The organism is Catenulispora pinistramenti, from assembly GCF_018274385.1.
In the GTDB taxonomy this organism is placed as follows: domain Bacteria; phylum Actinomycetota; class Actinomycetes; order Streptomycetales; family Catenulisporaceae; genus Catenulispora; species Catenulispora pinistramenti.
Map to the genome: position 1 here is coordinate 1 of NZ_JAAFYZ010000096.1, position 12,672 is coordinate 12,672.

General features: G+C 71.3%; 9 protein-coding genes. 1 reads left to right on the plus strand and 8 read right to left on the minus strand.

All coding sequences use genetic code 11. The features are described 5' to 3' along the window. Nucleotides 1-99: 99 nt before the first annotated feature. On the minus strand, nt 100-687 hold the full coding sequence (locus tag KGQ19_RS25510; protein WP_212012658.1) for a hypothetical protein: 588 nt from the start codon (nt 685-687) through the stop codon (nt 100-102). Nucleotides 688-916: 229 nt separating this feature from the next. Here KGQ19_RS25510 and KGQ19_RS25515 point away from each other — a divergent pair, with 229 nt between their 5' ends. Further along, on the plus strand, nt 917-1,609 hold the full coding sequence (locus KGQ19_RS25515; protein WP_212012659.1) for a hypothetical protein: 693 nt from the start codon (nt 917-919) through the stop codon (nt 1,607-1,609). A 212-nt stretch (nt 1,610-1,821) separates the two neighbouring features. Here KGQ19_RS25515 and holA read toward each other — a convergent pair whose 3' ends face one another. The 7 genes from holA to hflX all read right to left on the minus strand — a co-directional run bounded on the left by holA (nt 1,822) and on the right by hflX (nt 12,474). After that, nucleotides 1,822-2,823, minus strand: a complete 1,002-nt coding sequence (holA, locus tag KGQ19_RS25520) for a DNA polymerase III subunit delta (protein ID WP_230419419.1) — start codon at nt 2,821-2,823, stop codon at nt 1,822-1,824. 258 nt (nt 2,824-3,081) lie between these two features. Then, nucleotides 3,082-3,663: an HhH-GPD-type base excision DNA repair protein gene (locus tag KGQ19_RS25525; RefSeq protein WP_212012582.1), complete on the minus strand. Its 582-nt coding sequence runs from the start codon at nt 3,661-3,663 to the stop codon at nt 3,082-3,084. A 103-nt stretch (nt 3,664-3,766) separates the two neighbouring features. Further along, nucleotides 3,767-5,596, minus strand: a complete 1,830-nt coding sequence (locus KGQ19_RS25530) for a tetratricopeptide repeat protein (protein ID WP_212012584.1) — start codon at nt 5,594-5,596, stop codon at nt 3,767-3,769. 121 nt (nt 5,597-5,717) lie between these two features. Then, nucleotides 5,718-6,668, minus strand: a complete 951-nt coding sequence (locus KGQ19_RS25535; RefSeq protein ID WP_212012593.1) for a ComEC/Rec2 family competence protein — start codon at nt 6,666-6,668, stop codon at nt 5,718-5,720. A 98-nt stretch (nt 6,669-6,766) separates the two neighbouring features. Beyond that, entirely contained in the window at nt 6,767-8,344 is a 1,578-nt protein-coding gene (locus KGQ19_RS25540; protein WP_212012595.1) for a ComEC/Rec2 family competence protein, read from the minus strand. A gap of 4 nt (nt 8,345-8,348) precedes the next feature. Next, nucleotides 8,349-10,157: a helix-hairpin-helix domain-containing protein gene (locus KGQ19_RS25545; protein WP_212012597.1), complete on the minus strand. Its 1,809-nt coding sequence runs from the start codon at nt 10,155-10,157 to the stop codon at nt 8,349-8,351. An 808-nt stretch (nt 10,158-10,965) separates the two neighbouring features. Further along, nucleotides 10,966-12,474 carry a GTPase HflX gene (gene hflX, locus KGQ19_RS25550; RefSeq protein WP_212012606.1) on the minus strand — a complete coding sequence of 503 codons (1,509 nt, stop codon included), beginning with the start codon at nt 12,472-12,474 and terminating at the stop codon, nt 10,966-10,968. Nucleotides 12,475-12,672 lie beyond the last annotated feature (198 nt).

The following is a 12,672-nucleotide window of genomic DNA, read 5'->3' on the forward strand; positions in this document are numbered from 1 at the left end:
CGCTGGGGCTGGGGATGCCAGGGCTGAGGGCGGTTCCGGCTCCGGTCCGCGGGCTCAGCCGAGTTGGCCCACGGCTGAGGGGGCGGCTCGGGCGGCGGCTCAGGCGGTTTCGGGGGTGGGGCCTGCGACTTCTGCTTCGAGTTCCGCTCCGAATTCTGCTTCGAGTTCTGCTTCGAGTTCTGCTTCGGCTTCGCCGGTTTGGGGTTCGGGGTCCGATTCCGGATCGAATTCGAATCCTGCGGTGCCTTCGCAGGCTGCTGGTCCGGCATCGCAGCCCTCGGCTCCGGTTTGGGGTTCGAGCAGCCCGGCTTCGGACTCGAACCCTGGTGCTCCATCGCAGCCCTCGACGCCGGCTTGGGGCTCAACGGGCCTCGCATCCGGTTCGAACCCTGCCGCACCCACATCGCAGCCCTCGGCTCCGGTTTGGGGTTCGAGCAGCCCGGCTTCGGACTCGAGCCCTGGCGTACCATCGCAGCCCTCGGCCCCGGCCTGGGGTTCGGCCGCTTCAACCAACCAGGCCCCGAATCCGGCACCGTCGGCATGGGCTTCCGGTCCGGCACCCACCCCGCCGGCGCAGCCTTCGAATCCCTCCGCACCGGCGTGGAATTCCGGCCCGGCCTCCGCGCCGACGTCGCAGCCCTCGGCCCCGGTCTGGGGCTCAGCTTCCGGCCCAGCGCCGCAGTCCACCGCACCCGCCTGGGGATCGGGCCCCGTCGCCGGCCCGTCATCGGGCCAGAACCCGGCCCCGGCGCCGACCGCGCAGGCACAAGCCTGGACCGGCGGCCCCGGCCCGACATCCGGGCCGTCCACCCCGTCGCAGCCGGTCCCGTCCGTCACCTCGAACCAGTGGCAGCAGCCGGCCCAGCCGACCTACCAGTCGCCGCCCACCCAACCCTCGCAGGCCGCGAGCCCGTGGATGCAGCCGCCGTCCCAGCCCTCGCCGCCCTACGGCATCCCGATCCCGCCGGCGAAGAAGAACCGCAATGGCCTGATAGTCGCGGTCGGCATCGCAGCGGTCGTCGTGATCGGCGGCGGCATCGCGATCTTCGCCTCCAGCGGCGGCTCCGGCGGCTCGTCGGGCGGTTCGAGCGGCGGCTCGACCGGCGGCACCCTCGGTGGCAGCGGCGGTATCGGCGCGCTCACCCCCATCGCCGCCGACTTCCAGCTGCCGAGCCTGGTCACCGACGCGGACGCGGCCCAGTACCTCAAGGCCACGCCCACCACCACCGCGCCGACCGCCGACGCCACCGACGACCCCGCCACCTTCGACCAGGACTGGCAGGGCAGCCTGACCAACTCCGAGCTGCGGGTGCAGGCGTCGAACTACAAGAGCGACAGCGGCCAGGCCAAGACCGACTTCCTCAACCACACCTCGACCCTGGCGACCGACGCCCCGTACGAGGACGAAGGCGCACTCGGGAACTCGGACAAGACCGAAGTCCAGATCGCGACCGACCCGAGCAGCGGTCTACAGCACTGCAAGATCGAGGTGCTGCGCGGCGGCCTGGACGTGACCGTCACATTCACCGAGCCCGGTTCCGCCGCCAGCGCGCACACCGACGTGCTGAACCTCGCCAAGCTGGTCACGGGGCGCCTGCCCGCGAAGTAAGCACCCGGCGTCACCGGTCGCGGCCACGTTGAGCTTCGAGAGTCCTTTGAAGCGCGTGGCAGCGGTCGGTGACGCGGCACTGTTGGCGCAGCAGCCCAAGCAGGACCGGCCACCCCACCTGCCCGACCCGCCTTAGTCTGTGCCGCCTCAGCCTGTCCTGTGCCGCCTTAGTCTGCGCGGCCTCAGTCTGTGCCGCCTCGGCCTACGCTGCCTCAGCCCCGAGCGCCAGCGCCCTGCCCCCGAGCCCGGCACACCGTCACCACACACCGCTCCAGCGCATAAGCCGGATCGTCCCCGCCGCCCTTCACCGCGGCGTCCGCCTCCGCCACCGCCAGCAGCGCGGTCCCGATCCCGTCCGGCGTCCACCCGCGCACCTGCTGCCGCACCTTGTCGATCTTCCACGGCGGCATCCCCAGCTCGCGCGCCAGATCCGCCGGCCGGGCCCCACGCGGCGCCGAGGCCACCCGCGCCACCGACCGCACCCCGGCCGCCAGCGCGCTGGTGATCAGCACCGGCGCCGTCCCGGTCGCGAGCGCCCAGCGCAGTTGCTCCAACGCCTGCGCCGTCCGGCCGTCGACGGCCAGATCAGCGACCGTGAAGCCGGACACCTCCGCACGCCCGCTGTAGTACTTCGCGACCACCGTCTCATCGATCGGCGTCTTCGCCTCGTCAGTCGTGTCGGCGATCAACTGCGACGCCGCGGCGGCCAGCTCCCGCAGCTCGTTGCCGACCGCGTCCAGCAGCGCACGCGCCGCCTCCTCGGTGATCTGCCGCCGAGCCGCCTTGAACTCCTCGCGCAGGAACGCGATCCGCTCGGTCGGCTTGGTCACCTTCGCCACGTCCACGCGCGCCGCCCCGGCCTTCTCCACCGCGGTCAGCAACGCCTTGCCCTTCACGCCGCCGAGGTGCACGACCACCAGCGTGATCTCCTCGGCCAGTCCGTCCAGCACGCTGGTCAGCATGGCGGCGTCATCGGCGGCCAGATCCTGCGCCGACCGCACCACCACCACCCGGCTCTCCCCGAACAGCGACGGGCTCACCAACTCGGCGAACGTCCCCGGATTGAAGTTCCCGGGCGTCAGATCCCGCGTATCGGTCTCCGGATCAACGGCACGCTTGGCCGCGACGATCCGCGCCACAGCACGGTCGACGAGCAGTTCCTCGGCCCCCACGACGAGGACGAGCTGGGACGGGGCGGCGGCTTGGGCTGGCATCGGGACAAGCATGGCACGCGGCGGGGACAAGTCCCTATTGCCCAGCCTTGACCTGCCCCGTTGCCTGCCCTATCACCTTCGCTCTCGGCCCGCCGCCGATCTGGCCGACCTGCCGAGTCGGGGCTCGGGCTCGGGTTCCGGCTCGGGCTCGGGTTCCGGTTCCGGTTCCGGCTCGGGCTCGGGTTCCGGCTCGGGCTCCGGCTCCGGCTCCGGTCCAGCTCCGATCCAGCTCCGGCTCCGGCTCCGGCCTGCCCTTCCCTACCCCTCCTTGGCCTTGGCCGCCGCCTTCATCTCCTTCTTGAAAGCCCGCACCTTCACCAAGCTCGCCGCATCCGTGACATCCGCCACCGACCGCGTCGACCCCTTCGTCCCGTAGTCCCCCGCGGCCTCCCGCCACCCGGCCGGCGTCACCCCCAGCTGCTTGCCCAGCAGCGCCACCAGGATCTGCGCCTTCTGCTTCCCGTACCCGGGCAGCGCCGAGACCCGCTTCAGCAGGTCGGCGCCGTCCTTCGCCCCGGTCCACACCGCCGACGCGTCCCCGTCGTACTCCTCGACCACGGCCCGCGCCAGCTTCTGCGTCCGCTCAGCCATCGACTTCGGGAACCGGTGGATCGCCGGCACCTCGGAGAACAGGGCCACGAACTTCTCCGGGTCGTAGTCGGCGATCTGCCCGGCGTCCAGCTTCTTCACCCCGAGCCGCGTGGCCAGCACATACGGCCCGGCGAAGGCCTTCTCCATCGGAATCTGCTGGTCGAGAAGCAGGCCGGTAAGCACGCCGAGCGAGTCCTTCTCCAGGAAGGCGTCGGCGGCGGGGTCCTGGGCCAGATGCAGCGTCACCATAGCCCCCAGCCTGACAGAACCGCCGCCGGGCCACTGGCGGTTCTGGTCCGTTCGAGGCACCGGGAACGCCGGAGCTGCCGGAAGGGCACCGGAGCCCGCGCACTCAGTCCTCGGACTCCAGCCGCGTGACGATGTCCGTGATGTACGCCCGCCCCTTCGGCTCCAGCCACGGGCACGCCAGAACGAGGTGGCACATCGATCCCAGTACCGTCACCACCCGCTTCTCAGCCACCTGCATGAACTGGCCCAGCCGGTTCAGCAGCCACTCCAGAATGTCCGCCCGCGCCTCGGGGAACGCCCACGCCACGGCGACCAGTGCCATCCCGGCCGCCTCGCAGACCCAGTCCTCCGGCCCGTGCAGCAGCTGCACCAGGATCTGCCGCCGCTCCGACTCCGGCCACGGCTGGTCGGTGCGGTGGTGCGCGATGCCGACGCAAGCGATCGTCTGCACGGAGCGCACCCAGTAGTCCGGAACCTCCATGGCGAAATCGCCCGGCCACGGCGCGTCCTGCGGCTTCGGCGGGTACGCCAGCACGCCGAGCAGGTCCGATATCGGCACGCCGGCCAGCGCGACCGCGTGGTCGTACAGCGACGTCGGCCCCGACCAGTTCGGCGTGGCGAGGTCCCGCACCAGCGCGACCGCCTGCTCCGACGGCGGCTCGACGGCCGGGACCGCCTCAAGGTCCTCATACCGCCACACCGCGACCTCGACGTCGGCGGCCGGCAGGCGCGGATCGGGGTCCCCGATCTCCAGGAACTCGACGCGCAGCTCCGGGACCACCAGCCGCAGGGTGTTGATCGCACTCGGCGGCTCGATGATCGACAGCGACATCTCGCCGGCCATGGTGAGGTTGTCCTGCTCGACCAGCTGCCGCAGCAGGTTGGTGCAGGCCTCGGTGCCGCCGGTCACCCGGCCCAGCCACGGCAGCCGCTGGACGTGGTGGCCGACCAGGTAGCGCGCGTAGTCGTGCTCGGGATGCGCCCGGTGGTAGTCGGTGAGCTCCAGCAGGTGCACGGTGTCACCGTCGGCCTCGTAGCGCATGCCGAGCAACGCCGGCGCGGCCTTCTCGTGCCCCGGCTCGACGGCCACCAACCGTTCCAGCAGCTCCAGGCCCTCCGAACGGCGCCCGGCATACGCCAGCAGCTCGGCGAGGTCCACCACCAGGTAGGTCTGGGACGGATCCTCCTTGATCGTCTGCGACCACAGCGCGATGGCCTCGTCTACCCGGCCGACCCGGCGCAGGGCGTTGCCGAGCATGATCGATCCCATCGCCCCGGCCCCGGCCCGGACCGCCGCCTCGCCCCACTCGACGGCCAGCTCGGTATCGCCGAGCCGCCGGGCCAGACCGGAGGCGACGGCGGCCAGCTGCGGGTCATCGCCGCGCGCCACCACGGCCTGCACGACCACGTAGAAGTGGACGAGCGCTGCCAGTTCCTCCTCTTCCACCGGATCGCCCAGGCCCTGACACAGCCGAAGCACGGCCTGCGTCAGCGGCCCCGAGCTGAGCCGGGACGGCAGCTCCGGGTCCGCCATCCACGCCACCGCCGCCCACAACCGGCCCGGCGCCGCGGCCATCACTCCGGCCAGCAGCAGCACCGCCTCGTCGGAGCGGCCGATCGCGGCCAGCAGGCTGGCCCGGCAGGCCAGCTCGCCGGTGTAGCGGGAGTCGGCCGGGAACAGCTCCAACGCCGCCACCGGACCGCCGACCCGCGCCACCAGCTCGGCCAGCGCCTCATGCGCCTCCGGCAGCGACGGGTCGGTCCCGATCGCCCCGGCCACGTGGTCGGCGGCGTGCTCGACGTCGCCGCCGTCCAGGATCAGCCGGGCTACCGCGACCTCGCCCTCGGCCTCCAGGCGCTCGCAACAACCGGTGTCGCAGGCGTCGGTGTGCGTGTGGGCGTGCTCCTCGGCGCGCTCGTCGTGCGTGTCCATGAGCCGGCTCCCCTCCAGACTCGGCGTCGGATAGAGCCACGACACTATCCATAAGCTGCGACACGCGGGGCCGGCCTCTGACTCTCCTTTCCGTTTTCTTGGTAGGCGGATTCCTCGCCGATCATCCTCGACGGGTAGCCACCCTCAACCGGGCGGCGGTCCCGAAGACCACGACCTGACCGTCGTCGTCGGTCCGGAACACCCGGGCTCCGGTGCCGGACACCAGCTGGATCGTGCGCGGCGCCGGATGGCCGTAGGTGTTGCCCTTACCGACCGAGATGACCGCGACTCGCGGGTGCACGGCGGCGAACAGGTCCGGGTCCTGGTGCGCGGAGCCGTGATGCGGCACCTTCAGGACGTCGGCGGCGAGGTCCGGGTGCGCGGCCAGGATCGCTGCCTGCGACGGCGGCTCGATGTCGCCGGTGAGCAGGAGCCGGACCGGACCGTCCCGGGTCGAGACCGTCACCTGGAGCACGACGCTCGAGTTGTTCGGGCCGGAGCCCTCCTCGCCACCGCCCCGGGGCGAGGCGCGGGCTTGGCGGCGGCCTCGTCGGTGGCTCTTGCGGGCGGGTTCGGGTGGTGTCGACGGGCTCACATTCGGGTCCGGCCACAGGACGTCCCAGGACACGGGACCGAATCTCCGGTGTTCACCCACGGTGGCCACCGTGGTCGGGATGCCCGCCGTTCTCGCCCACGCCGTCACTTCGGACACGCCTCGCGGCGGGTCGGGATCGTTCGTGGTCTCTATCTCGGTGACGGTGCGTCCCTTCAGCACTCCGGGGACGCCGTCCACATGATCGGCGTGGAAGTGGGTCAAGACCAGCAACGGCACCTTGTGAATGCCCAGCACGGTCAGACAGTGATCGGCCTTCGCGGGGTCGGGACCGGTATCGATGACGACGGCCTCGGCCGGGCCCGCGGCGAGCACCAGCGCGTCGCCCTGCCCGACGTCACAGGCCGCGAAGATCCAGTTGGGCGGGGGCCAGTTCGCCGTGCGGCCGCGGATGACGTACAGCGCGACGATGGCGGCCATCAGCACGAGCAAGACGGCCACGACGACGCCTGCTGCCACACTTCCTCTGCGGGGCCGGCCGGGGCCGCCCCGAAAGCCATCCCCTCCGCGGCTTTCGGGACCGGGCCGGCCGGGCGATATCCAGGGCCCTTGCTCGTTCATGACGCCTCCTTGCGCTTCGCTATCGCAGCCGAGATCAGGAACACCAGCGCGTAGACCCCCAGTAGGACAAGGGCTCCGGCCAGGCCGTCGGGCCAGGCGACGGTCGCGCCGGGCAGCCGGGATCCGTAGCGCGCCACGGCCACGATCCCGTCGGCCGGCCACTGCGCCAGCCACGCCACCGCGCGGCCCAGCGGCAACCAGACCGCCGCGGCGAGCAGCGCTCCGGCCCCGAGCACGGTCGCCGGCCCGACGCAGAACTCGGCCAGCAGGTTCGCCGGGAGCGAGAGCGGCGTGATCGCGGCGGTGAAGGAGACCAGGATCGGCAGGCAGAAGGTCTCGGCCGCCGCGGTGCAGGCCAGCGACTCGGCGATGTGGTGCGGCACGCGCCGGTCGATCAGCGCCTGCTGCCACCCCGGGGCCAGGACGAACAGACCGGCGGTAGCGGAGAGCGAGAGGGCGAAGCCGTACGAGCGGGCGAGCCAGGGATCGAACAGGAGCAGCAAGGTCCCGCCCGCACACAGCAGCGGAAGTCCCCGCGCGCGCCGCCCGACAGCCGCGAGCAGCAAGCCGAGCACCGTCATCACACTGGCCCGGACCATCGACGGCTCGGGACGGGCCAGCACGGTGAAGCCGATGACGACGGCCAGGCCGGTCAGCGTCAGGAACCTGCCTCGCACCCCGGCCAGCCGGGCGATCGGCATCGCCGCGGTCAGGACGAACACCAGGTTCTCGCCGCTGACGGCGGTCAGGTGGGTCAGGCCGGTATCCCGGAAGGCGGTCGACAGACTCGCCGGTTCCTGCGACACATCACCGATCACCAGGCCCGGGACCAGCCCACGCGGGTCGGCCGACAGGTGAGCGCACGCGTCGCGCAGCCCTTGGCGTAACCTGCCGGCCAGACGCTGCAATGCGTTCGGCCCAGCGAGCACGTCAGGCGGCCGATGGACGGAGAGGGTGGCCGCATCGGGAGTGCCGTCGCCACGCGGGATACGGAGGCGGCCGGTGACGCGGATACGGGTGGACGGCAGGAACTGCCACGCGTCGGGGTCCGAGGCCAGGACCGTGGCGGGGAGCCGGGTACGGTACTCATTGACGCGCTCGATGCGCAGCGGCACGACCGCGAACGGGCCCCGCGGCGACGTCGCGGTGTGCGGATCGTCGGTGACGACGGCTTCGACGGTGGCCTGAGCATGCGCGGCGGCCAGGCGCGGAAGCGGGCCGGTGTGGGTGGCGATGCTGCGGGTGGTCGCGGCGGTCCCGGCACCGGCGGCTACGAAGCAGGCGGCGGCCAGGGTGCGGCGGCGGGACTTCGTGCGGGCCGAGGTGTGGTCGGCGGCTTGGTTGATGCCGGACCGCTGCGCATTCCACATCCCCCGGCGCCGGATCCCGCTGCGCAGCAGAAGCGCCAGACCGATCGCGGCGCAGGCAGCCCACAGGATCAGCGCGGCGTGCGACGTGAATCCGTCGCCGATGAAGGCGGCGACGTACGCGGCCAGCAGGATCGGCACGAGCCGCAGATCGCGACGCGCCCGGCTGTCAGGCTCCACGGAACGGAAGGTGGCGGTCAGACTCATGACATCACACCGTCACCGAGTCACGCATATCCGAGAACTTCCGATCCCCAATCCCCCGCACCTGCCGCAACTGCGCCACAGACCCGAACCGCCCATGCTCCGACCGCCAGTCCAAAATCCGCTGCGCCAACGCCGGCCCCACATCCGGCACCGCCTCAAGCTGCTCCAACGTGGCGGTATTCAAATTCACCGGCGCCACAGGCCGCCCCCGCTTCCCCCGCGCCGACTTACCGCCAGACGGCTGCGGCAACCCCACAACCGGACCCGGCACCCCCTCAATCCCCACCCGCAACTGCTCCCCATCAGTAACCGGCCGCGCCAAATCAAGCGCAGTCACATCCACACCCGGCAACGCACCCCCCGCCGCCGCCAACGCCTCATACACCCGAGACCCGGCAGGCAACGTCTGCACCCCCGGATGCGCAACCTTGCCCTCAACATCGATGACCACCGCGCTCCCCGACGACGCACCCGCCGACGACGCATCGGCCAGCGCAGGATTGGTCGACATCGCGGCATGCGGCGGACAGGACTGGCGGCGCGAGGCGCCGATCGCGTAGCGCTGGGCGGCGATCGCCCACTGCTGGCGCGCGATCGGAGTCGCGGGCTGAGCGAGCGCGGCCTCGGCTGGCTCGGCATCGATGCGACCCGCCGACTCAACAGGGGCCAACGCAGCAGAACCAGCGACTAGAGCATCGGCCAGCCCTGCATCACTCCGGCCGGTAGTCCCGGCAGTCCAGACAGTCCAGGCAGTCCTTGCAGACACAGCATGGGCCAGGCCGGCATCACTCCGGCCGGCGGTCCGGAGAGCCCGCACAACCACGCCATCGGGCGACCGGGCATCGGTCAAGCCGGTGGCCCGGGCCGCCCGCGTAACCACACCATCGGCCGACCCAGGATCGACGGAACCGCTGGTCCCAGCAGCCCGCGCAACCACAGCATGGGTCGGTCCGGCGTCGATCAAGCTGGGGGTCCGGACAGCCGAGGCAACCACAGCATGGGCCGGTTCGGCATCGATCAAGCGGGGGATCCGGAGAGCCCGCACAACCACAGCATGGGTCGGTTCGGCGTCGACCAAGCCGGTGGCCCGGGCCGCCCGAGCAACCACACCATCGGCCGACCCAGGACCGATGGAACCACTGGTCCCAGCAGCCCGCGCAACCACAGCATCAGCCGCTTCGGCGTCGATCGAGGCCATGCCCCGGGCGGCCCCAGCGACCACAGCCGCATCGGCCAGTTCGGCGTCGATCCTGCCAGCTGCCGTCCTCATCGCCACGCCTCGCGGCATGCCCGCCGACGCCCCGTCACTCGCCTGCCCCACCAGAGGCTGGCTCCCCGGCGTGCCCGCGGCCAGGACCAGCACCGCGGATCGCACCGGCAGGACCCGCAAATCGCGCGTGGTCCAGCTGGTCGGCGCCGGAGTATCCGATGGCCGCCCATGCGTGCGGCACCCGCCGCGCCCCGGAGTGCCGCCCGGCGCGGCGGCGAGCGGCTTTCCACTCGGATCGGCGCTCGCCGTCGGATGGTCATCGTCGGGCGGACCGGTGTCCGACGCGCCCGCTTCTCCCGTGCTTCCCCCTCCCCCACCCGCCGCACCGACATCGACGACAGTCCCCTGCGATCGCGTCAGGTACCAGCCGCCGGCCGCCGCCCCCGCGACGGCGACCAGCGCCACCGCCGCCGCGGCCGGGAGGCTGAGCGCCCAGCGGCCGCGCAGGGTCGGCGGGACCCGGTGTTCGATCGACTGGCTCGCCCGGCGCCACCAGGGGCGGTTGACGTGGCGCCGGGCGGCCAGCGCCTCTGAAAGAGGCATGGGCCCCTCCGCGGCAGGCGACCAATACCGCGGTGGGTCCCCCTGGAGCGAAGCCAGCCGGTCGCGCGCCGTCGGCTGCGGGCTGCGGGGTTGGGCGCTGCCATTCGGCGCGTGCTCCGGACTGGTTCGTTCCATGTCTGCGAAGGTAGATCAGGGCAAAGCGCTCATACCAGCCATGAATCTGCGCCTGTGGATAAAACGCCGCGCGGGCATCCGCTGCTCACCCATTCGGCTCAGCGACATGCGGGCTCATGGCACGAATTCAGCCACCAATCCGTGGCAGCCCAAACAGAAGGCAGCCGCCTCATGTCGAGAAACAGCCGCCTTCAGGTATGCAAGTCAGGGGACGGACCAGAGCGAGCGATAGACCCGGACAGGTCAGCGGGGCATCGGGGCATCGGGGCATCGGGGCATCGGGGCATCGGGGCCAAGCCGACCAAGCCGAAAGCAGACCCGAAGGAGCCGGTGTTGGCGCTCACCGAACATAGGTCGCTGCCCACCTTCCATGCTGGTCGAGCCAGATGGTCTTGGGCCCGAAGTCGCGGGTCGCAGCTACGCTGCCGCTTCTTCGAAAGGAGTACGCGTGGTTGCGGAGCGCGCCATGTTGGCCGCGGATCACGTCTGACCCGATCGAAACTCAGCAAGCAAGCGCCCAGGCAGACCGGCCAAACACGCAAACGGGCCCGGGTGACCAAGTCACCCGGGCCCATCCAAACAAGCCACCGCCAGGAGGCCGGACCACGCCTGGACCCAGGCCCAGGCCGAGGTGGGGATCAAAGCCGACCGAAGTCAGTCAGCCACCTGCCCCCTAGACCGCCCCCACCGTCCGAAAAGGCTCCAGCTGAGCGGCCAGGTCATGGTGGATCAGCGCCCGGACCAGCGTGCCGTGGTCCGTGTGCTCCTCTTTCAGCATCTCGCCTTCGGCGTGGATGCGGGCGACCAGGTCGCCGCGGTCGTAGGGGACCAGGGCCTCGAGTTCCACGCCGGGGCGGGGGAGGTCGCGTTCGATCGCTGTGAGGAGGTTCTCGATGCCTTCGCCGGTGCGGGCGGAGACTACGAGGCCGTGTGGCTCGTGGCGGAGGAGGCGGGCCAGGGTTTCGGGGTCGGCGAGGTCGGCCTTGTTGAAGACCATCAGTTCCTTGACGTCGCCGGCTCCCATGTCGGCGAAGACGGCTCGGACGGCTGAGATCTGGCCTTCGGGGTCCTCGTCGCTGGCGTCCACCACGTGCAGGACCAGGTCGCTTTCGCCGACTTCCTCCAGGGTGGAGCGGAAGGCCTCGACCAGTTGGTGCGGAAGGTGGCGGACGAAGCCGACGGTGTCGGACAGGGTGTAGGAGCGGCCGGTTGCCGTTTCCGTGCGGCGGACGGTGGGGTCCAGGGTGGCGAACAGGGCGTTCTCCACCAGGACTCCGGCCCCGGTGAGGCGGTTGAGGAGGGAGGACTTGCCCGCGTTGGTGTAGCCGGCCAGGACCACCGAGGGGACTGAGCCTCGGCGGCGTTCGGCGCGCTTGGTCTCGCGGCCCTTGCTCATGGCGCCGATTTCGCGGCGGAGCTTGGCCATGCGTTCGCGGATGCGGCGGCGGTCGGTTTCGATCTTGGTTTCACCGGGGCCGCGGGTCGCGAGGCCGCCTCGGCCACCACCCATCTGGCGGGACAGGGACTGGCCCCAGCCGCGGAGCCTGGGGAGCATGTACTGCATCTGGGCCAGGGCCACCTGGGCCTTGCCCTCCCGGGACTTGGCGTGCTGGGCGAAGATGTCCAGGATCAGGGCCGTACGGTCGATGACCTTGACCTTGACCACGTCTTCCAGGTGGATGAGCTGGCCCGGGCTGAGCTCGCCGTCGCAGATCACGGTGTCGGCGCCGGTGGCCAGCACGATGTCGCGCAGCTCGGCCGCCTTGCCGCTGCCGATGTAGGTCGCCGGGTCCGGCTTGTCACGCCGCTGGACCACGCCTTCCAGGACCTCCGAGCCCGCGGTCTCGGCCAGGGCGGCCAGTTCGCGCAGCGAGAGTTCGGCGTCGGCGGCGGTGCCGTCGGTCCAGACGCCGACCAGCACCACGCGCTCCAGGCGCAGCTGCCGGTACTCGACTTCGGTGACGTCCTCGAGTTCGGTGGACAGCCCGGCCACGCGGCGCAGCGAGGCGCGCTCCTCCAGGTCGAACTGCTCCCCGTCGTGACGGGACTCGGCCCAGCGGTTGCGATAGAGCGGGGCCGGCGCGTCGAAGACGTCCTCGGTGTCCCACTCAGCTTCCGGCGTGTCGTGGTCGTGCAATGCGTAGACCTCGTCGCGGGCAGCGTCCTTGTGGGATTCCGTCATGTGTTTCCTCTTCATCTGTTGTGACAGGTTCATCTGTTGTGACTAGCGCGGCGGAAAAACGCCGCGAGGCGGGGAGAAACGCTCTCCCCGCCTCGATGGTGGCACGTCATCGGGATCACCGACACCGGATTATGACCGGCCGGTCGGTGAGGGCAGCCGAGGCGTGCCGAACGTGTAGGGGTTGTCCGGGCCGGGCAG